Source organism: Paraburkholderia sp. LEh10 (genome assembly GCF_017814945.1).
Lineage (GTDB): Bacteria > Pseudomonadota > Gammaproteobacteria > Burkholderiales > Burkholderiaceae > Paraburkholderia.
This window is the reverse complement of record NZ_JAGIPX010000038.1, coordinates 34,945-55,031: the sequence shown is the minus strand read 5'-3', so window position 1 is coordinate 55,031 and position 20,087 is coordinate 34,945. Positions and strand designations below refer to the sequence as shown.

The following is a 20,087-nucleotide window of genomic DNA, read 5'->3' as shown; positions in this document are numbered from 1 at the left end:
GGTCTCACGTGGGTCGGCGTGCGACTACTATGCCGGATTAGATGGCGTAAGAAAAACGCGTAATTCGCATCGAATCGTTCAGCTTTTCTGATACCGCAATGAAGCCTCGCGCACCGCCTGTCACGCGCTGGATGGATCGTACGGCACGACCTCCTCGTTCTCCTGTGGCCGATTGCGCGCGACGATCGCGCGCGCTGGCGTCGTGGAACTGAGGTTGAACGGCTGATGCGGCACGCCCGGCGGGATGAAGAGAAAGTCGCCCGCTTCCGTGACGACCGACTGCTTCAGACCCGGTCCGTAACGCGTTTGCACGCGCCCTTCCAGCACGTAAATGCCCGTTTCGTAACCGCAATGGCTATGTGGTTCCGCGTGTCCTCCAGGCGGCACGACGACGAGATACATCGACAACGCCTGTGCTCCCGTTGTCGTGGCCGAAATGCCGACGAAGTATGGCAAGCGCTGGCTCGTGGCGATCTCCCTGTCAGGATGAACCACGACGAGCGGCATGCATTCGCTTTGTGAAGCGTCTTCCATTCGCGATCCTCCATTCCGGCGCAACAGGCGTCGTTTCGATTCTACGCCGCGCAGTTGTCAAACCGGCGTCGACAGGAACCGGCTTCTCCTGAAGCATTAACTGAACATACAGGCCCGTTATTTAAAGCACTTTGCACGTCTTCGCGAGCGGCATTGGTGTATAACGTCGAAGCCTTCTGCGCTTTACTTCAGCAAACGCAAAAGAGACTCGCGCACGATGAACTTCCCACACAGCGGAGCAACCGAGCATGAACAAACGTCAGTTCCTGACCCGCGCCGTTGCATTGGGCGTGACCGCGACTCCTGTGTTCGGCGCGACGGGCGCGGGTGCGAAACATCCGGCATGCGCGGCAGCGGCGGCGCCCGCACTCCTCACCATCTCCGGGGCCATCAAGCACACCAATCGCGGCGCGCTCGATCCCGCATTCGATCAACTGATGGCGAAGCAACTGGTCAAATTCCCGGCCGCCTATACATTCGATTACCCGTCGCTCACCAGCATGCCCGCCGTGACGATCAGGCCGACCATCGAATACGACGCGAAGCAGCACACGCTAAGCGGCCCATTGCTTGCGAACGTGCTCGACCAGGCGGGCATGCCCGCCGCGGGCGACACTAAGATTTCATTGCGCGCCGTCGATGGCTACGCGGTGCTGACGACGCTCGACAACCTGCGCGCATGGCGCTTCATCGTCGCGACACATATGGATGGCAAGCCGATGCCGCTCGGCGGCCTCGGTCCGCTATGGGCGATCTACGATGCGGACAACATCCCCGAACTCGCATCGAGGCCGCTAAAAGACCGCTTCGTGCTGAGCCCCTGGGGGCTTTATCAGATACAGGTGAGTGAAGCGTAGCAATATGCGTTAGAAGCGCAGCGTAAGAGCGCAGCATCAAAGCAAAACAGGAAGCGCGCGATCATGCGTTGCGGCGCGCGGCGAGAGGCAGGCACACCTGGAATATCGTTTCGCCCGGATTCGAAACGACGCTGATTGTCCCGTCGTGACGCTGCACGACGGTCCGGTACGCGATGTGAAGCCCGAGGCCATTGCCCTTGCCCGGCGGCTTGGTCGTGAAGAAAGGCTCGAACAACCGGGGGACGATGTCGGCGGGAATGCCCGGGCCCGTATCCACGATCTCGACGCGCGCGAAGCCGCCGTCCTGACGCGAGCGTATCGTGAGCACGCCGTTGCCATCCATCGCATCGACCGCGTTATCGATCAGATTGGTCCAGACCTGATTGAGCTCGCTTCCATAGACGGGCACATGCGGCAGCGTGCAATCGTAGTCGCGCTTGACGGTGACGCCGTGCTTGAGTCTGTGATGCATGATGGTCAGCGTATTCTCGATGCCGTTGTGGATATCGACCTCCTGCAACGGCGCCTGGTCCATATACGAATAGTCCTTCATCGCCGCGACGATCTCGGAGATACGGCCCGCGCCGATCCACGCCTGATCCGCCAGCGCGCGCAGTTCGAGCGTCGCGGCCAGCCAGCGTATGCCCGCGCCGAGTTGCGCGGGCGTCACGTTCGCGGCAACGGGCGCCAGATCGTCGCGCGAGAATCCGTTCGATACCAGCTGCGGCGCAATCAGCCATGACTTTGCAAGGCCATGTGCCGCGAGCCAGTCGGCAAGCTCGCTCTCGGCTTCGCTTCGCCGCAGCGCACCTGGCGGCGTGGTGTCCACGGCAGGCGGCGCACGGCTTGCCCACGCTTCGAGCGTGTCGACGACGTCGGCGGGCATCGCGTTCTGGACCAGTTCGCGCGTCGCCTGACGCAAGCCGTCGAGCGATCCGCGCAGGCCGTCCGCCGCGCGCGCCACCGCGGCAGCGGGATTGTTCAGCTCATGCGCGAGCCCGGCCGACAACCGGCCCAATGCGGCCAGTTTTTCTCCGTTGAGGATGAACGTGTCGTAGGCGCTGATGCGCGCATAGATCGAACGGAAAATCTGCCTGCGGAAGGACTCGCATTCGTTGAGCAGCGTCCGTACCGTCTCCTCTTCCAGCGCAACCAGATAGCAATCCGTCGCGGCCGTGAACGTCAGCGGCAGCGGCATCGCGGCAAGCAGCGAGGTCTCGGCGATCGAAGTCGGCGCGGCGCGCCGGTCGTCGAACATTTGCCGGCCGCCCACCAGCTTTTCCGTCACGATTTCGCCTTCGAGCAGAACGTACTGATGCGTGACGCGCTGCCCTTCTCGCATCAGGATTTCACCCTTTGCGAGGCGGTGTTCGCTCAGGTTCGCGCGCACCCATTGCTTGCCCTCGTCGGACAATCCTTCGAAGAGCGGCATCTCGAACAGCGCGGACGGGTCGCTCATAGATTCGCCAGGTACTGGTGGATGAAATGCACGGCAATCGACCCCTCGCCGACAGCGGCCGCGACCCGCTTGACGGAATCCGCGCGCACGTCGCCCGCCGCGAAGACGCCGGGCACGCTGGTTTCAAGAAGGAACGGATCGCGTCCCAGCTGCCACCCTCCGCGGGTTCTGCCCGCCTTGAGAAACGTGCGGCCTGTCAGCAGGAAGCCGTGCTCGTCGCGCTCGACGACGCCGCGCAGCCACTCCGTGCACGGCGCAGCGCCGATGAAGACGAACAGGCCACCCGCCGCAACATTGCTCAGGCGTCCCGTCTCCATGTCGCGCAAGGTAATTTCCGCGAGATGCCCCTGGCCGCTCACGCTGTCGACCTCGGTATTGGGGCGCACGTGAATGTTTTCCGTTTCGTGTATCTGCTCGATCAGATAGTGCGACATGCCCATGCTCAGCGAAGGGCCGCGGCATAGCAGCGTCACCGATCGCGCGTACTTGGACAGGAACATCGCCCCCTGTCCGGCCGAATTGGCGCCGCCCACGATGTAAATGTCCTGATTCGCGCAGGCGACGGCTTCCACCAGCGCCGCGCCGTAGTACACCCCCGCGCCCGTCAGCTCGGGGACGCCGCGCGCCTCCAGCTTGCGGTACGAGACGCCGCTCGCGACCATCAGCGCGAGACAGCTCACTTCGGAACCGTCGGACAGCTTGACGAACTTGTACGGCGCTTCGATACGCAAGCCGACCGCGTGCTGCGTCAGGATCATTTCGGCGCCGAAACGCCTTGCCTGCATCAGCGCGCGCCGCGACAGGTCCGCGCCGCTGACGCCCGCCGGAAAGCCAAGATAGTTGTCGATATGCGAGCTGGTGCCCGCCTGCCCGCCGGGCGCGTCGCATTCGATGATCGCGACGTGCAGCCCTTCCGATGCGCCATACACGGCGGCAGCCAGCCCCGCCGGTCCGCCGCCGACGATCACGAGGTCGTAGAACGGCGTGGTCGAGCGCGTGCGCAGCCCCACTTGCTCGGCGATCTGCCCCGTCGTCGGGCGGCTCAGCACGGTGCCATCCTCGAACACCACGACAGGCAATTGGCGCTGCCCCGGACTCAGCGCGTTCAACAATGGATCGGCCTCGTCGTGCCGTTCCACGTCGAGCCAGCGATACGGAATATGATTGCGCGCCATGAAGTCGCGCAGCTGATGCCCTTGCGGCGACCAGCGGTGGTCGAGCAGGCGGACACCCTGAAACGCAGGCCGGAACGACGCGTGCCAGTCCGCCAGCAGATCGTCGAGCGCCGGATAGAAGTTCTGCTCGGGCGGGTGCCAAGGCTTGAGCAGATACTGGTCGAGATGCACGGTATTGATCGCGCGGATCGCCGCGTCCGTGTCGGCATACGCCGTCAGCAGCACGCGCTTGGCCTCGGGAAACAGTTCGATCGCCTGCTCGAGGAACTGGATGCCGCTCATCTGCGGCATGCGCTGGTCCGCGATGAACAGTGCGATCGCGCGGTTCTGCCGGCGCAATTGCTGCGCCGCTTCGAGCGCCGCCTGGCCCGACTCCATCCGCACGATCTGGAAGTGCTCGCCATACGCAGCCTGGAGGTCGCGCGCCACTGCACCGGCCACGATCGGGTCGTCGTCGACGGCGAGGATAACGGGCTTGTCCATGACTTGTCAGGCCTGCCAGCCAACTGTTCGCACGAGCACGCGCCGCAGCGAGACCGCGCACAGGTTCGCGCGGCGGCTACATCGATGCATCCGGCCACTGCTCCCACCATTTTAGGCGCTGCTTCGCCCATGTCATGCGGGCAATCCCTTGGGGAACCCCACGCGGGGCATCTCTAGGCCGCGTGCGCGCCTCGCCCCGCATGCGCCAAAGCCAGCGCCAGCCTCGCGCCCACTTCGGCATTGTGTTTGACGAGCGCGATGTTGGTCGCGAGGCTGCGTCCGCCCGTCAGCGCCTTGATGCGCGCCAGCAAAAAAGGCGTCACGGCCTTGCCGGCAATGCCTTGCGATGCGGCCTCGGCAAGCGCCTGCCGGGTCAGCGCGTCGATCTCCGCGGACGGCATCGCGGCCGCTTCCGGCACCGGCGTGCTCAACACCACGCCGCCCGCGAGACCCAGGTCCCACTTCGTGCGGATGAAGCGCGCCTGGTCCGCTGGATCGTCGAGCCGGAAGTCCGCGCGAAAGCCGCTGTCGGGCGTGTAAAACGCGGCGAAATTGTCCTGCTCGCAACTGAGCACGGGAACGCCATGCGTCTCCAGATACTCCAGCGTCAGCCCGATGTCGAGGATCGACTTCGCGCCCGCACAGACCACGGCCACCGAGGTCTTCGCCAGTTCCTGCAGGTCGGCCGAAATATCGAAGGTTTCGGGCGCGCCGCGATGCACGCCGCCTATGCCGCCCGTGACGAAGACTTCGATGCCCGCGAGCGCCGCGCATATCATCGTGCCCGCCACCGTCGTCGCACCGAGCCCGCCGCCTGCCAGCACGGCCGGCATGTCGCGGCGGCTGACCTTCTGCACGCCGTCCGAGCGGCCGATCAGTTCCAGCTCGTCGTCCGTCAGACCGATATGGATTCGCCCGCCCATCAGCGCAACCGTCGCGGGCTCCGCGCCCAGCGCGCGGATCGAGGACTCCACTTCGCGCGCGGTGCGAACGTTCTCCGGATAGGGCATGCCGTGCGCGATGATCGTCGATTCCAGCGCCACGACCGGGCGGCGCGCGGCGCGCGCGGCGGCCACGGGCGCGCTGAAGGTGAGCCAGGCGTGAGCGGAGTTCGCGTCCATGTCGATGTCATGTGTGGTTGGTCCGCCCGAGTATGCAACACAACACGCCTTCACGGCACGCCGTGCGAGCGCGCCGTTCGCGCCGCAACATGCGGACCGCGGCGCAACCCAGCGCTGTGCCGCGATGACGCCTATCATCAACGTACCGTGAAGCGACCGGCTGGCGCTCGCCACGCTCGTCTCACGAGGAAAAGGACACTCGTTCATGCATCGAATGTGCTGAATGGCCGATTTTGGGCCGGGAGGTATCATGCCGCCGCTACGTGCGATCAATCTGCTCCACACCAAGGAAGGCTGCCGGCTTCATGGCCCGGAACTCGACGAATGGCGCCGCTGGGGCCCCTATCTGAGCGAGCGGCAATGGGGGACGGTGCGCGAAGACTACAGCGAATACGGCACCGCATGGGAGTACTTTCCGCACGATCATGCGCGCAGCCGCATGTACCGCTGGGGCGAGGACGGCATCGCGGGGTTCGGCAACGACCCGCTCGACTGGTGCGTGTCGCTCGCGCTGTGGAACGGACACGACCCCATCATCAAGGAACGCCTGTTCGGGCTGACCAATGCGCAAGGCAATCACGGCGAGGACGTGAAAGAGCTTTACTTCTATCTCGACGGCACGCCGACGCATTCGTACATGAAGATGCTGTACAAGTATCCTCACGACGCCTATCCGTACCAGGATCTCGTCGACGAAAACGCGCGGCGAGGCGCGGATCAGCCCGAATACGAAATCCTCGATACGGGCGTGTTCGACGATAACCGCTACTTCGACGTGCACGTAGAGTACGCGAAGCACACACCCGACGACATCGTGATGCGCGTCACCGTCGAAAACCGCGCGGACAGGCGCGCGGCGCTGCACGTGCTGCCGCAGTTCTGGGCGCGCAACCGCTGGGCGTGGTCCGGCAAGCCGGGCCGGCCGTCGCTCACGCTGCAACCCCAAACGGGCGAAGGCGCGCGCGTGATCGCGCAAAATCCCACGCTCGGCACGATGGTCGTGACCGCGTCGGCGCAGGAGCCCGTCGAATGGCTCTTCTGCGAGAACGAAACCAATGTGCGGCGCATCTTCGGCATCGAGGGCGCGGGGCCATTCAAGGACGGCTTCAACGACTACCTCGTCGAAGGCGACAAGCAGGCGATCCGCCGCGACAAGGGCACGCGCGCCGCCGCGCACGTGCATCTGCAGATCGCACCACATGAGCAGGCTGTGATGTATCTGCGCTGGCGTCCCGAATCGGCGGACGATGCCGCGCCCCTCGACATGGAGGCGCTCTTCACGCGCCGGATCGCGGAAGCCGACGAGTTCTACGCGACGCTTCAGCACGACATCGACGACGCCGATGCGCGGCTCGTGCAGCGTCAGGCGCTCGCGGGCATGCTATGGACCAAGCAGTACTACCAGTTCGACGTGACGCGCTGGCACGACGGCGACCCGGGCCAGCCGGCGCCGCCGGCAGCGCGCCGGCATCGCCGCAACGCGGACTGGCGGCACATGTGCAACGGCGACATCGTGTCGATGCCCGACAAGTGGGAGTACCCGTGGTACGCATCGTGGGACCTCGCGTTTCATGCCGCCGCGTTCGCGATGATCGACCCGGACTTCGCAAAGAAGCAATTGCTGCTGCTCGTGAAAGAGCGCTACATGCATCCGAACGGGCAATTGCCCGCCTACGAATGGGCGTTCGGCGATGCGAATCCGCCCGTTCATGCATGGGCCACATGGCGCGTTTACGAACTCGATCGCGAAGTGACGGGCGTCGGCGATCACGCGTTTCTCGAGGTGATGTTCCACAAGCTGCTGCTCAATTTCTCGTGGTGGGTCAACCGCAAGGACGCCGATGACCGCAACATCTTTCAGGGCGGCTTTCTCGGGCTCGACAACGTCGGCATCTTCGACCGCTCTTCGCCGCTGCCGACGGGCGGCCGCATCGATCAGGCCGACGGCACTGCATGGATGGCGTCGTATGCGCTCGACCTGATGCAGATCGGACTGGAACTGGCGATCACGAACGACTCGTATGTCGAGATCGCGGTGAAGTTCTTCGAGCACTTCCTGTATATCTCGGAGGCCGTCAGTTGCGGCGAAGGCTGCAATACGGGCCTATGGGACGGACGCGATGAGTTCTTCTACGACGTGCTGCATCTTCCGGATGGAACGCGCGTGCCGATGCGCATCCGTTCGATCGTCGGGTTGATTCCGCTGTTCGCCGTCCATGTGCTGGAGGAACGCGTGTATGGGCATCTGCCCGGCTTGCGCGAACGGCTCGCGTGGTTCCTCGATCACCGGCCGAATCTGGCGAAGCTCGTGTCGCGCTGGACGGAGCCCGGCAAGGGCAACACGACGCTGCTTTCACTGTTGCGCGGACACCGGATGAAGTCGCTGCTGCGCCGCGCGCTCGACGAAGACGAGTTCCTTTCGCAGCATGGCGTGCGGGCGCTGTCCCGCGTGCATCTCGACGCGCCGTACATATTCGATCATGACGGCGTGAACGTCTGCGTCCGCTATCTGCCCGGCGAATCGGATTCGCGCGTGTTCGGCGGCAATTCGAACTGGCGCGGGCCGGTGTGGATGCCGGTCAACTACCTGCTGATCGAATCGATGTACGAGTTCCATCGCTACTACGGCGACGAGTTTCGCATCGAATATCCGACTGGGTCGGGCAGCCTGGCTTCCCTCAGCGAGATCGCCGACGATCTCGCGCGGCGCGTCACCACGCTCTTTCTCAAGGACGAGCAGGGCGTGCGGCCCGTGATGGCGGCTTATCCGATGCTGCAAGCGGACCCGCGTTCGCGGGACCTGATCCTGTTTCATGAGTACTTTCACGGCGATAACGGACGCGGTGTCGGCGCTTCGCATCAGACGGGCTGGAGCGGGCTCGTCGCGTTGCTGATACAGCCGCGCCTGATGAAGCTGTCGCACACGGGACCCGCCGAAGCGCCCGTGGACTCTTCCGTGGCTGAAGACACATTGTCCGCAATGGCGCGATAGCGTTCGCGCTGCGGCAACGCGACGGCTGCACAATGCATGGAGAACCTTCGACCTCGCGACTCAAGGAGTAAACGAATGGGCACGGAATCTCCCGCTGGCGAACCCGGTCTTGCAGCCCCCCCGTTCTCGCTGCCCGCAACGGATGGGCGGACGTATACGCTCGACGACGTGCGCGGGCCGAAGGGACTCGTCGTGATCTTCATGTGCAACCACTGTCCGTACGTGCAGGCAGCGTTGCCGCGAATCGTGCGCGATGCGCGCGAGCTGGCGGCGCTGGGTATCGGCACGGTGGGCATCAATTCGAATGACGGCGCTGCGTATCCGGAAGATTCGTTCGAACGCATGGTGACGCTCGCCGCCGAACAGCAGCTGCCCTTTCCGTATCTGCACGACGAGACGCAGCAGGTCGCGCGCGCGTACGAAGCGGTGTGCACGCCGGAGTTTTACGGCTTCGACGCCGGTTTGCGGCTGCGCTATCGCGGCCGGCTCGATGTGTCGCGCAAAGACCCCGTTCCCGATGCGCGCCGGGATCTGTTCGAGGCCATGCAGCAGATCGCGCAAACGGGCGCCGGCCCGCGCACGCAGCATCCGGCGTTCGGATGCTCGATCAAGTGGAAGATCACGTGACGCGCCGGGCCGTCGCGTTCTTGAGCGGCGACCCGGACTCGCGCCAGGTCAGGTCGAAGCGCGACAACGCTTGCGAGAGCGCGTGCGCATCGACGAACTTGTACGCGTGCAGACCCGCGTCGATCGCGCCCTGAACGTTGGCGTCCGAATCGTCGATGAAGAGGGTTTCGCCTGCATCGACGCCGAGCCGTCCGACACAGCCCAGGTACGCTTTCGCAGCGGGCTTGGCGGCGCCGAAGTCAGCCGCCGCATACACATGCGGCCCGAACAGCCTCGCGACGGGCGGGTTCAGATAGCCGATGTGATCCGTGACGAGGTGGCTGTTGTTGGTCAGCACGGCGATCCGGTGGCGAGCGGCAAGCTGCGCCGCGACGGCAAGCGTCTGCGTGTTCGGCGTGATCGATGCGTGCCGCGCCGCCAGCCATTCGTCGCGGCTGACGACGCAGCCAAGAAGGCCGCCAAGCTCGCGCAGATATTCGGCATCCGTGATCTCGCCCGCGTCGGACCGCGCTTCGAGGCCCGAGCCCCAGATCGCATGCCGCACGGCCTCTGGCGGCTTCCCCGTGATCTGCGACAGGCGCTCCGTGCGCGCCGAGCGGTCGTAATGCGACAACACGCCTTCCATGTCGAACAGCACGAGCTTGATCGATGACGTCATGATGTCGGGCTCCGCATCGAGCGCGTTCACGCGATAAGCGCATCCGGCCATGTGGCGCCGGATGACGGAAGCCCTCATTGTGCCGCGATGCGCGGGTCGCCTGGCAAATTTCAAAAATGCACAGGCGCTGCTATGTGAAGTTCAACCCGATCCCCCCGAGCGGCCCGTAATCGACATGAAACGTATCACCCGCGCGCGCGGCGATGGGACTCGTAAAGGAGCCGCTGAGTATCACGTCGTCAGCACTCAGGCTCTCGTCATAACGCGCAATCTTGTTCGCGAGCCACGCGACGCCCGTTGCCGGATGATTGAGCACAGCGGCGGCAAGACCGCTTTCCTCGACAGCGCCGTTCTTGTACAACAGCGCGCCGACCCAGCGCAGGTCCACGTCCATCGGACGCACGGGACGCCCTCCCGTGACGACGCCCGCGTTCGCAGCGAAATCGGCAATGGTATCGAAGACCTTGCGCGGCGCCCTCGTCTCGCGATCGAACTGCTCGATGCGCGCATCGATGGTTTCAACGGCGCGCGTCACGTACGCCGTCGCGTCGAGCACATCGAACAGCGTCACGCCCGGTCCCTTGAGCGGCTTTGCAAGAACGAACGCCCGTTCCACCTCGACGCGCGGCGCGATGAAACGGTCGGCGCGAATGTCCTGTCCGCTTTCGATGAACATGCTGTCGAGGAGCGGCGCATAGTCCGGCTCGTCGATCTGGGACGAGCGCTGCATCGCCCGCGACGTCAAGCCGATCTTGCGGCCCCTTGATGACATAACCCTGCGCCAGTTTCAGCCTCACCCATTCCCGCTGGATCGCATAGCCGTCCTCGATGGTCATCTCGGGATAGGCGGCCGAAAAATGACGCAACTGTGCGCGTGTCTTTTCGGCGTGATCCAGTTTCGCGGCCAGTTCGCGGATGGTCGTCTCGTCCAGCATGATGAACTCTCCGTCGCGCGATCAACCCTTCAGGCGCGCATGCAGGTTTGTGTTTCCATGTGCCAGCTTCGCTGATCAGCGCGCACACGCCGACGGGATGAAACAGCGTGTAGCTCAGATGCGAGTCGGTCGGATACGTATGGCCGTCCACGCGCGTGCACATCTGCGCGAAGTACGTGAAGTTGTCGGCGGCGCGCGGCACCAGTTGCTTGCGCGTTTGCGAAATGGTCCGCCCCGTGTCGCGCGTTTCGGCGTCGGAGAGTTCGGGGACATTCTTCGCGATCAGGTCGCCGAGCCTGTGCACGAGCTGCGCGCGCTCGGTTGCGGGCTTCGCGGCCCACGCGGAAAACGCGTCCTTCGCGGCACGCACCGCCGCGTCCACGTCTTGCGGCGTCGCGCTCGCGACTTCGGCGAGCACTTCCTGGGTCGCCGGGTTCTTCGTTTCGAAGTAGTCGCGCGCGGCCTTCGGTTTGCCGTTGATCAAATGGTCGATTCGCATCGCAGGTCCAAAACGTTCAGTCGCGGTTGAAGTCGGCGTCGGAAACAATCACGTTGACAAGGCGCCCCAACCCGTCGATCTCGCAGACGACTTCGTCGCCCACATTCACATTGACGACGCCCTCCGGCGTGCCCGTCAGAATGACATCGCCGGGCGCAAGCGTCATGAAGCCGCTGAGGTATTCGATCAGCGCGGGAACGTCCGTCACCATGTCGCGCGTGTTGCCTTGCTGATGCAGCACGCCGTTCACGTAGGTGCGCAATCCGAGTTGCGCGACATCGTCGATATCGGATGCATCGACGAACCATGGCCCGAGCACCGTGCCGCCGTCGCGGTTCTTCACGCGCAGATTGGGCCGGTAGTAGTTCTCCAGATAGTCGCGGATCGCATAGTCGTTCGCGATCGTATAGCCGGCCACGTAGCGCAGCGCGTCGTCGCGCTTCACTTCTTTTGCAGGCCGCCCGATCACGACGGCCAGTTCGCACTCGTAATGCATGAACTCGACGCCAGCGGGACGCCGCGTCACGCCGCGATGCCCGATGACGCTGCCCGGTCCCTTGAGAAACACGAGAGGCTCTTCCTGATTGGAGAATTGCAGCTCTTTTGCGTGCTCCGCGCAGTTCATCCCTAGCGCGAAGATCGTGCCGGGCTCGATGGGCGCGAGCCATATGACTTCGTCTTCGCGGCAGACACGTCCGTCGGCGAGCCGTACGCCGCGCGCGTGCGGATACGCCTGATGGATTGCGCCTGCGTAGGCAACGCGGCCGCGCATCATCGCATGCCTCCGTTTGGTGCCGTCATCGAAAAACACAGCGGCGGCCAATCGCCGATCGCAATGCTGATCCGCTCGCCTGCATGCGCGACGGGTGCGCCGTATGGGACGCCAAGCGTCAGCACGTCGCCGGGCACGAGCGTCATGAAAGCGGTGACATCGGCGAGCAGCTGCGCCACGTTTCGAATCGACGTGGCCGTACTGGCACGGAACGTGTCTTTTCCTTCGATGCTGATCGCGATGTCCAACGCATCCGGGTCGGACACATGCCGGCGCGCAACGACGGCGGGACCGATCACGCAAAAGCCATCGCGCGCGCGCGCAATCGCACTGACGGACGATAGACGCTTTCGTGAGGTATGCAAAGGTCCGCGACGATCGTGTAGCCCGCAACATAGTCGAGCGCGTGTTCGACATTCACGCGGCAGGCGGTGCGCCCGATCACGATGCCGAGCGAGCCGCCCGTCTGCACGCCCAGCCCGTCGTCGGGAACGGCGATTTTCGCGCCGTATCCTGCCCACGTGTTGCGCGGCTTGATGTAGAGGACGGGCGCTTTCGGAGGCGACCTGTAAGGCGCGGCATTGACGGCATCACCGAGCGCATCGAGCGCCGCGCGATCGTTCAGCAACGTTCCGTAGACCGTGCCGCTGACGGGCGGACGGCACGCAGCGCCATCGGCGAGCAGCGCGATCACTTCGCGCGCGGCGACATCGCGCGCAATCTGCTCGGCTTCGAGGTGAATCCCGTGATCATCAAGTGGGAACATGATCCGGCCGCATCCGTTGTTCACTAACAAATTAGTATGTATTCGCGTGACGTCACTGACGGTCAAGCGCATAGGACGCGAGCGCGGGTTTTCCCTGGCGCGGCGCTTGCGTGCCGACCAGGCGTAATTGCGGAAGAAAAAACTGGTATGAACAGTGTTCGACCGGGTCGACAAGCCGCGCGGAACGCGGAACAATGGGTATCAGGTCATATATAAGACTGAACCTCGCATGCACGCCAGCCGTATGCGCGCGTGTTGCCTGTCATGTGTCTTCGCGGCGCACGGCCGGTTTGTCGAGTGGAATCACTTCAATCGTTTCAGGAACCGCAACATGCAGACAAAATCCGTTCTGACGGTCGCCGAGTCGACGAGCATCCTCGAAGCCGCGCGCGCCGAGGCCGAGCGCAACCAGTGGGCCGTGGCGATTGCCGTGGTGGACGACGGCGGTCACCAACTGGCGCTGTTGCGCCTCGACAACTGCGCGCCGATCAGCGCCTACATCGCGACGGAAAAGGCGCGCACGGCCGCGCTCGGCCGCCGCGAATCGAAGCAGTATGAAGACATGATCAACGGCGGCCGCACCGCGTTTCTCAGCGCGCCGCTATCGGGCACGCTGGAAGGCGGCGTGCCGGTTGTGGTAAATGGTCAGGTGATCGGCGCCGTCGGCGTTTCCGGCGTGAAGGCCGATCAGGATGCGCAAGTGGCAAAGGCCGGTGCCGCGGCCGTTGCCGGCAGTGTGAATGGTTGAATGCCGCCCCGAATCTAATCGAAATAACGCCCCTCTGGAACAGCCCATGACTCAAATGACTCAACGCGGCGGATTGCAGGTCGCCGCGAACCTCGAACAGTTCATCGAAAAGGAAGCCTTGCCTGGAACGGGTATCGATAGCGCCGCGTTCTGGTCCGGTTTCGATGCCATCGTGCACGACCTCGCGCCGAAGAACCGCGCGTTGCTCGCTGAGCGCGACCGCCTGCAGGTCGAGCTGGACAAATGGCATCGCGCCAATCCCGGCCCTGTGCGCGACTTGCGCGCATACCGAAGCTTCCTCGAAAGCATCGGTTATATCGTGCCCGTGCCCGCAGGCGTCAAGGCGACGACCGAAAACGTCGACCGCGAAATCGCCGAACAGGCGGGACCGCAGCTCGTCGTGCCGCTGTCGAACCAGCGTTATGCGCTGAACGCGGCGAATGCGCGCTGGGGCAGCCTGTACGACGCGCTGTACGGCACGGACGCCATCGACGAAACCGACGGCGCGGAACGCACCGCGAAGTTCAACCCGGTGCGCGGCGCGCGCGTGATCGCGTTCGCGCGCAAGTTTCTCGACGACGCAGCGCCGCTTGCAAACGGCTCGCACAAGGACGCAACCGTCTACCGCGTCGAGAACGGCAAGCTCAGCGTCGCGCTGAAGAGCGGCGCGACTGAACTGAAAGACGCTGCTCAGTTCATCGGTTATCAGGGCGACGCGAATGCGCCGTCCGCCATTCTGATCCGGCACAACGGCCTGCACTTCGAAATCCAGATCGACCCGAACGATCCGATCGGCAAGACCGACCCCGCGCACATCAAGGACGTGCTGATGGAAGCGGCCGTGAGCACGATCATCGATTGCGAAGACTCGGTCGCCGCCGTCGATGCCGACGACAAGGTTCTGCTCTATCGGAACTGGCTCGGCCTGATGGTGGGCAACCTGACCGAAGAAGTCACGAAGAACGGCAAGACGTTCACGCGCCGTCTGAACGCGGACCGTGAATATCACGGCGCGAATGGCCAGCAGGTGAGGCTGCATGGCCGCTCGCTGCTGTTCATCCGCAACGTCGGCCATCTGATGACGAACCCCGCCGTGCTCGACCGCGACGGCAACGAGATTCCGGAAGGCATTCTTGACGGCGTGGTCACGACGCTGTGCGCGCTGCACGACCGCACGCACAAACTCAATTCGCGCACGGGCTCGATCTACATCGTCAAGCCGAAGATGCACGGCCCCGCCGAAGTCGCGTTCGCAAGCGAGCTGTTCTCGCGTGTCGAAGATCTGCTCGGGCTCGCGCGCAATACGATCAAGATGGGCATCATGGACGAAGAGCGCCGCACGAGCGTGAACCTCGCTGCATGTATCGGCGAGGCATCGGCGCGCGTTGCGTTCATCAACACGGGCTTCCTCGATCGCACGGGCGACGAAATGCACAGCTCGATGGAAGCAGGCCCGATGATGCGCAAGGGCGACATGAAGTCGAGCAGATGGATCGCCGCATACGAACGCAGCAACGTGCTGGTCGGTCTCGCTGCGGGCTTGCGCGGCCGCGCGCAGATCGGCAAGGGCATGTGGGCGATGCCCGACATGATGAAGGCGATGCTTGAGCAGAAGATCGGCCATCCGAAAGCGGGCGCGAACACGGCATGGGTGCCCTCGCCCACTGCCGCGACGCTGCATGCGCTGCATTATCATCAGGTGGACGTGCAGGCAGTGCAGAAGGAACTGGAGCGCACTGACTTCGCCAGCGTGCGCGATGAACTGCTCGACGGGCTGCTGACGATTCCCGTCGTCGAGCGCGCACAATGGAACGAACAAGAAATCCGCCACGAAGTCGAGAACAACTCGCAAGGCATTCTCGGCTATGTGGTGCGCTGGATCGATCAGGGCGTCGGTTGCTCGAAGGTGCCGGACATCAACAACATCGGACTGATGGAAGACCGCGCGACGCTGCGCATTTCGAGCCAGCACATCGCGAACTGGCTGCGCCACGGCGTCATCAAGCCAGAGTTCGTGAAGCAGACGCTGGAGCGCATGGCAAAAGTCGTCGATCAGCAAAATGCAAGCGATCCGAACTACAAGCCGATGGCAGTGGACTTCGATCGCTCGATTGCGTTCAAGGCAGCCTGCGCACTCGTGTTCGAAGGCTGCGCGCAGCCGAGCGGTTATACGGAACCGCTGCTGCACAAGTTCCGTCTGGCGTTGAAGGCAGGCAACGCATGACTTCCGTCGCCTGACTGCTGCTGCGCAGGTCGAACGCCGGCCGGGTCTTGCGGGACCCGGCCGGCGTTTTTCAATGGCGCTGACCTTTCAATGTTTCGCTACTTGGAAGTATCCCTTCCTTGGCGACGGCTTAGTCTGAAGCGGCCGTCTCGATACACTCGCTTCATCTAGCTAGACGTGGTGCAGGCATGTGCCTCGCCCATCAGTCAATTCGTTCGATGGAGTCAACCATGAGCAGCAAACTCATCGCTACGCTTGTCGTGGCCGTATCAGCGTGTGTCGCCGCGCCTGCTTTTGCCAGTGGATACGGCCCCGCGCCGTACTACCGCCCCGAGACGGGCGCCCCTGCATCGCAACAGGGACTGAATGCGAAAACGCTGGCCCAGGAGCAGAAGGGTGCGGGCAGCACGGAACCATCTGAATACGGTGGCGTAAATCAGGTCACGACACAAAACGGCGCACGCTTGCCGAGGCCGGGCACGAGCGACAAAGGCCGCGGATGCGTCGGTCCCGTGAGTTACTGCAACACCTATTTCGGCAGCTGAAAAACGAACCTCGGGCGATTGCGCGGATGATCGGCAGCCCGTTTCCTCGCATACCGGCGTGCGCGGCACACGTACAGCGGGCGCCGAAACGCGCAACCAGCGCGACGTCAGCGCTGCCCGTCAGCGCGCTGTCCGCGCCGCAACGGCGGGCCGCGCCGGCGAGACATCGAGCCGCCTGAACACGAGCGCCGACAGCAGCGTGATCGCACCGACGCAAACAAAGCTCAGCATGAATCCCGCCGACGCCGATCCCCATCGCGCGGAGAACACATTGACGAGTCCACCGCCGATCGACACGCCCAGCGCGATCGCGAGCATCTGCACCATCGAGAAGAGGCTGTTGCCGCTGCCTGCGTCCGCGTGCGACAGGTTCTTGAGCGTCACGCTGTTCATCGCAGCGAACTGCATCGAGTTCGCCGCGCCGAATAGGGCGAGCAGCACGATTTCCAGCAGCGGCGCGGATTGGCTCGACACGAGCGCGAACGCCACGATGGTCGAGCCGACGATCATCGTGTTGACGAGCAGAAACGCCGAATAGCCGAAGCGCCCGATCAGCGGCGCAATCCATCGCTTCGACACAGTGCCTGCGATTGCGGCGGGCAGCATCATCAGTCCGGAGCGCAACGGCGAATACCCGAGCTGCACCTGCATCAGAAGCGGCAGCATGAACGGCACCGCACTCGATCCGATCCGGCACAGCAGATTGCCAACCAGACCGACGCTGAAATTCGGTTCGCTGAACAGCGCGAGCCTGAACAGCGGGCGCTTGTGCGAGCGCGCGTGCGGTATATACATCAGCGCGGTGACGAGCCCGGCCGCCGCGAGAGCCGCCGACCACTCGACGCGATGCCCGCTCATGGGTGGGTCGATCGCGAGCGAGAGCAGGATCATCGCAAGCGAAAGCAGGCCGCATCCGATGTAATCGAACGGCGGCGGATGAGTCGCGTTGTCGTGTGGCAAGAAGCGCTGCACGACGACCATCCCGATCGCGCCGACGGGCACGTTGACGAGGAAAATCCAGTGCCACGAAATGGCTTGCGTGAGCCAGCCGCCGAGTGTCGGGCCGACGATGGGACCCACCTGCCCCGCGATCGAAACGAACGCCAGCGCCGACACATACTGTTCGCCCGGCACGCTGCGCAACACGGCAAGCCGCCCGATCGGCAGCAGCATCGAGCCGCCCACGCCTTGAAGCACGCGCGCGACCACCAGTTGATCGAGCGTGTGCGCGCCGGCGCAGCACAGCGAGCCGAGCACGAACACGAGAATCGCGGCGAAATACACGCGGCGCGTGCCGAAGCGGTCAGCGAACCAGCCGGACGCGGGCGTCAGCAGCGCCATCGTCAGCGTGTAGGCCACCACGACGGGCTGCATTTCGAGCGGCGACGCGTGAAGGCTTTGCGCAATGGAAGGCAGCGCGGTATTGACGATCGTCGTGTCTAGCGCCTGCATGAAAAACGCAGCGGCGACGATCCAGAGTAGCGCGGTATGTGAGGAATCGCGGGTCATGACGAAGTACGGGGAGGCGCGACTAAAGCGGCTTGACTGAAGCGGCGCAACTGAAGCGGCGAAAACGCCAGCGCGTCTTCGTTTTTGGCGGCGCGGCGGCTGCGCCCGTGAAACGAATCGCGGGCCCGCCGACGCAGCCCGATCGGATCGATTCAGCCGATTCGTCCAGATGCAGCGGTCATGGTATCGATTTCATCGGCAATCGGGAAGCCACCTCAAGGCATTGACTGTCATCGCAAATGCCGATGACAATGCGCGCATGCTCAATCCCCTCTGGCTCAGGACGTTCGCGACCGTCACCAACTGCCGCAGCTTCACGGAAGCCGGCAAACGGCTCGGTCTGAATCAGTCGAGCGTCAGCGAACATATTCGCCGTCTCGAAGAAAGCGTCGGCAGGCGGCTGTTCGTGCGCGACACGCATTCGCTCGCGATGACGGCCGACGGCGAAGCGCTGCTCGTGCATGCGAATGTGATCCTGCAAGCCATCAATCGCGCGGAATCGCAGTTTCGCAAGCCACGGCTAAAAGGGCGCGTGCGCCTCGGCACGTCGGACGACATTGCGCTCGGCGCGTTGCCGAACGTGCTCGCCGCGTTTCGCCTCGCGCATCCCGATGTCGAGCTGGAAATCACCATCGGCATGACGAGCCGCCTGTACGAGTTGCTGGACGCCGGTTCGATCGATCTGCTCGTCGGCAAGCGGCGCCTCGGCGAACGGCGCGGCACGCCGTTGCTGCGCTCGCGGCTCGAGTGGATCGCGCGGCCAGGCACCGTGGTCGACGTGGAGCAGCCGTTGCCGCTCGTGCTCGTCGCGGAGCCGAGCGTCACGCGTGCGGTCGTGTTGAACGCGCTTGCCGAGAAAGGCTTTGGCTGGGAAGTGGTATGCACGAGCAGCAGCCATGCCGGCAGCATCGCCGCAGTGCGCGGCGGGCTCGGGCTCACCGCGAAGTCGCAGTACGTGTCCGCGCGCGGCCTTGCTTCACCCGTGAATAGCGCGAGCCTGCCCGTGCTGCCCGATGTCGAATTCATCGCGCTTGCCGCGAAGCGACTCAGTCAACCGGCGGGCACCCTGCTCGAACTGTTGCAGGGCAGCGATCTGCGCGGCGAGTGGATCAGCGAATAGCGGCGCGCTGCGGGCGTACTTTAATTGGGCCCTTTCGCCGTCAACACCTCGAGGTCGATCGACGTCAGTTCGCCAATTCTTTCGATCGTGATGTCGGGATCAGGGTACTTCGCGATCTCGGCGGCATCGAGCGCATAGTGGCCCTGGCGCGGAAAGATCGTCGTCAGGCGGCTGCCCCACTGCTCCTTCATCGCCGTGAGGATGCGCAGCTTGTCGTCGATCATCACGTAATGCCGCGCGGGATAGTGCGCGATCACGTCTTCGAGCATCTGCTCCTTGTGGATGTAGATCAGCACCCGTCCCTCGACTTCGTCCCATAGGCCTGAGCGGGACACCTTGCGCGGCTGGAACACGACATCGCCATCCGAAAGAATGGCCGTCTTGCCGAACTGGCCCGCGTAGCGAAGCGCATCGAGCGCGCCCGGAAAAATGCGGTTCGCAAACGGATAGTCGATCAGATAGCACGACATCAGCAGCAGTTGCGTGTCGTCCTGATGCTCGTTGCGATAGCGCTGCAATGCGCCGAGATAGTCCGCGTAGCCCAGTTCGCCGCGCAGGTCTTCGAAGATCTGCCAATACCGCGCGCTGTTCTCCTCGCCGAACTGACGCGTCATGTGCGCACGCAAATCGGCCAGTACGTGATCGTTGTCGAGCAGCGTGTTATCGACATCGAACAGAAAGACAACGTCGTTGCTTGATGGGGTGTTCATTCACGTTACCTCGCCTCGGTCGTCTACTTGATCGAGCGCATTGGCCGGCGCGGCCAGGGCCCGATCTGCGAAAGCGCAATGCAAGCCGACGTCCGGCATCGGCCTGCGGCGTGCGGCCATGTTGCGCTGAGAGCCGGAAAACAGCGCGAAAGTTCGCGGAAACCGGCCCAAGCGCGATCAGGGCAAAGCCTAGCACTCTCGTCGAATGCGCGCCGTCGATGGGACGGGCGGATTGGGGCGCGCGCGTCGCCGCCTCGGTCGTTGCGCAACAAGCGAGACAGGTGTATCGGGTCCCGCGTATAGACGCGGTTTGCGCGTCCGCGTTTGCGAGTGGGTTGTCGGCGAAGACCGTT

The 20,087-nt window shown here is 64.0% G+C and carries 15 protein-coding genes and 3 pseudogenes; 7 read left to right on the top strand and 11 right to left on the bottom strand.

Translation table 11 applies throughout. The features are described from left to right. Window positions 1–120: 120 nt before the first annotated feature. Window positions 121–534 (bottom strand): cupin domain-containing protein, encoded by a 414-nt coding sequence (locus J8I87_RS27390; RefSeq protein WP_209935212.1) that lies wholly within the window; start codon window positions 532–534, stop codon window positions 121–123. Window positions 535–782: 248 nt separating this feature from the next. Here J8I87_RS27390 and J8I87_RS27385 point away from each other — a divergent pair, with 248 nt between their 5' ends. Further along, on the top strand, window positions 783–1,391 hold the full coding sequence (locus J8I87_RS27385) for a molybdopterin-dependent oxidoreductase (RefSeq protein ID WP_209935210.1): 609 nt from the start codon (window positions 783–785) through the stop codon (window positions 1,389–1,391). A 61-nt stretch (window positions 1,392–1,452) separates the two neighbouring features. Here the strand turns inward: J8I87_RS27385 and J8I87_RS27380 are convergent, their stop codons facing one another. The 3 genes from J8I87_RS27380 to J8I87_RS27370 all read right to left on the bottom strand — a co-directional run bounded on the left by J8I87_RS27380 (window position 1,453) and on the right by J8I87_RS27370 (window position 5,629). Beyond that, entirely contained in the window at window positions 1,453–2,850 is a 1,398-nt protein-coding gene (locus J8I87_RS27380; protein WP_209935209.1) for an ATP-binding protein, read from the bottom strand. Further along, window positions 2,847–4,508, bottom strand: a complete 1,662-nt coding sequence (locus tag J8I87_RS27375) for an FAD-dependent oxidoreductase (protein WP_209935207.1) — start codon at window positions 4,506–4,508, stop codon at window positions 2,847–2,849. Before J8I87_RS27375 ends, J8I87_RS27380 begins: the two co-directional genes overlap by 4 nt. Window positions 4,509–4,681: 173 nt before the next feature. Continuing rightward, window positions 4,682–5,629, bottom strand: coding sequence for a pseudouridine-5'-phosphate glycosidase (locus J8I87_RS27370; protein WP_209935205.1), 948 nt, complete (start codon window positions 5,627–5,629; stop codon window positions 4,682–4,684). A 250-nt stretch (window positions 5,630–5,879) separates the two neighbouring features. On the opposite strand from J8I87_RS27370, the gene J8I87_RS27365 reads away from it, so the two are divergent. Further along, entirely contained in the window at window positions 5,880–8,621 is a 2,742-nt protein-coding gene (locus tag J8I87_RS27365; protein ID WP_209935203.1) for an MGH1-like glycoside hydrolase domain-containing protein, read from the top strand. Window positions 8,622–8,696: 75 nt separating this feature from the next. Then, a complete protein-coding gene (locus tag J8I87_RS27360) occupies window positions 8,697–9,248 on the top strand; it encodes a thioredoxin family protein (RefSeq protein ID WP_209935201.1) in 552 nt (183 codons plus the stop codon). Here J8I87_RS27360 and J8I87_RS27355 read toward each other — a convergent pair. From J8I87_RS27355 to J8I87_RS27335, 5 genes and pseudogenes are all read right to left on the bottom strand, one after another. Next, window positions 9,241–9,906, bottom strand: coding sequence for an HAD family hydrolase (locus J8I87_RS27355; RefSeq protein WP_209935239.1), 666 nt, complete (start codon window positions 9,904–9,906; stop codon window positions 9,241–9,243). The genes J8I87_RS27360 and J8I87_RS27355 overlap by 8 nt on opposite strands. 130 nt (window positions 9,907–10,036) lie before the next feature. Continuing rightward, a pseudogene (hpaH, locus tag J8I87_RS27350) lies at window positions 10,037–10,841 on the bottom strand (2-oxo-hept-4-ene-1,7-dioate hydratase). Window positions 10,842–10,875: 34 nt separating this feature from the next. Continuing rightward, window positions 10,876–11,340: pseudogene (locus tag J8I87_RS27345) on the bottom strand (aldehyde dehydrogenase family protein); the annotation flags it as partial. Between the two features lie 16 nt (window positions 11,341–11,356). Further along, window positions 11,357–12,115: a fumarylacetoacetate hydrolase family protein gene (locus J8I87_RS27340; RefSeq protein ID WP_209935200.1), complete on the bottom strand. Its 759-nt coding sequence runs from the start codon at window positions 12,113–12,115 to the stop codon at window positions 11,357–11,359. Then, window positions 12,112–12,878, bottom strand: a pseudogene (locus J8I87_RS27335) (fumarylacetoacetate hydrolase family protein). The gene J8I87_RS27340 and the pseudogene J8I87_RS27335 overlap by 4 nt, the downstream one beginning before the upstream one ends. 331 nt (window positions 12,879–13,209) lie before the next feature. Here J8I87_RS27335 and J8I87_RS27330 point away from each other — a divergent pair. From J8I87_RS27330 to J8I87_RS27320, 3 genes are all read left to right on the top strand, one after another. Beyond that, entirely contained in the window at window positions 13,210–13,626 is a 417-nt protein-coding gene (locus tag J8I87_RS27330; protein WP_209935197.1) for a heme-binding protein, read from the top strand. Between the two features lie 46 nt (window positions 13,627–13,672). Further along, complete coding sequence (locus tag J8I87_RS27325) at window positions 13,673–15,850, top strand: malate synthase G (protein WP_209935196.1); 2,178 nt, start codon at window positions 13,673–13,675, stop codon at window positions 15,848–15,850. Between the two features lie 230 nt (window positions 15,851–16,080). Then, the gene (locus J8I87_RS27320) at window positions 16,081–16,395 is read left to right on the top strand and encodes a hypothetical protein (RefSeq protein WP_209935195.1); all 315 of its coding nucleotides are present in this window, start codon (window positions 16,081–16,083) and stop codon (window positions 16,393–16,395) included. A 120-nt stretch (window positions 16,396–16,515) separates the two neighbouring features. Here J8I87_RS27320 and mdtD read toward each other — a convergent pair whose 3' ends face one another. Continuing rightward, a complete protein-coding gene (gene mdtD, locus J8I87_RS27315; RefSeq protein WP_280923104.1) occupies window positions 16,516–18,060 on the bottom strand; it encodes a multidrug transporter subunit MdtD in 1,545 nt (514 codons plus the stop codon). Window positions 18,061–18,163: 103 nt separating this feature from the next. Between mdtD and J8I87_RS27310 the strand changes: the two genes are divergently transcribed. Continuing rightward, a complete protein-coding gene (locus J8I87_RS27310) occupies window positions 18,164–19,024 on the top strand; it encodes a LysR family transcriptional regulator (RefSeq protein WP_209935193.1) in 861 nt (286 codons plus the stop codon). 20 nt (window positions 19,025–19,044) lie between these two features. Here the strand turns inward: J8I87_RS27310 and J8I87_RS27305 are convergent, their stop codons facing one another. Next, window positions 19,045–19,734: an HAD family hydrolase gene (locus J8I87_RS27305; protein WP_209935192.1), complete on the bottom strand. Its 690-nt coding sequence runs from the start codon at window positions 19,732–19,734 to the stop codon at window positions 19,045–19,047. Window positions 19,735–20,087 lie beyond the last annotated feature (353 nt).

What these genes read in the sequence shown, in the direction of transcription:
- J8I87_RS27390 (WP_209935212.1), bottom strand. Translation starts at nt 534, where the DNA reads ATGGAAGACGCTTCACAAAGCGAATGCATGCCGCTCGTCGTGGTTCAT.
- J8I87_RS27385 (WP_209935210.1), top strand. Translation starts at nt 783, where the DNA reads ATGAACAAACGTCAGTTCCTGACCCGCGCCGTTGCATTGGGCGTGACC.
- J8I87_RS27380 (WP_209935209.1), bottom strand. Translation starts at nt 2,850, where the DNA reads ATGAGCGACCCGTCCGCGCTGTTCGAGATGCCGCTCTTCGAAGGATTG.
- J8I87_RS27375 (WP_209935207.1), bottom strand. Translation starts at nt 4,508, where the DNA reads ATGGACAAGCCCGTTATCCTCGCCGTCGACGACGACCCGATCGTGGCC.
- J8I87_RS27370 (WP_209935205.1), bottom strand. Translation starts at nt 5,629, where the DNA reads ATGGACGCGAACTCCGCTCACGCCTGGCTCACCTTCAGCGCGCCCGTG.
- J8I87_RS27365 (WP_209935203.1), top strand. Translation starts at nt 5,880, where the DNA reads ATGCCGCCGCTACGTGCGATCAATCTGCTCCACACCAAGGAAGGCTGC.
- J8I87_RS27360 (WP_209935201.1), top strand. Translation starts at nt 8,697, where the DNA reads ATGGGCACGGAATCTCCCGCTGGCGAACCCGGTCTTGCAGCCCCCCCG.
- J8I87_RS27355 (WP_209935239.1), bottom strand. Translation starts at nt 9,906, where the DNA reads ATGACGTCATCGATCAAGCTCGTGCTGTTCGACATGGAAGGCGTGTTG.
- J8I87_RS27340 (WP_209935200.1), bottom strand. Translation starts at nt 12,115, where the DNA reads ATGATGCGCGGCCGCGTTGCCTACGCAGGCGCAATCCATCAGGCGTAT.
- J8I87_RS27330 (WP_209935197.1), top strand. Translation starts at nt 13,210, where the DNA reads ATGCAGACAAAATCCGTTCTGACGGTCGCCGAGTCGACGAGCATCCTC.
- J8I87_RS27325 (WP_209935196.1), top strand. Translation starts at nt 13,673, where the DNA reads ATGACTCAAATGACTCAACGCGGCGGATTGCAGGTCGCCGCGAACCTC.
- J8I87_RS27320 (WP_209935195.1), top strand. Translation starts at nt 16,081, where the DNA reads ATGAGCAGCAAACTCATCGCTACGCTTGTCGTGGCCGTATCAGCGTGT.
- J8I87_RS27310 (WP_209935193.1), top strand. Translation starts at nt 18,164, where the DNA reads ATGCTCAATCCCCTCTGGCTCAGGACGTTCGCGACCGTCACCAACTGC.
- J8I87_RS27305 (WP_209935192.1), bottom strand. Translation starts at nt 19,734, where the DNA reads ATGAACACCCCATCAAGCAACGACGTTGTCTTTCTGTTCGATGTCGAT.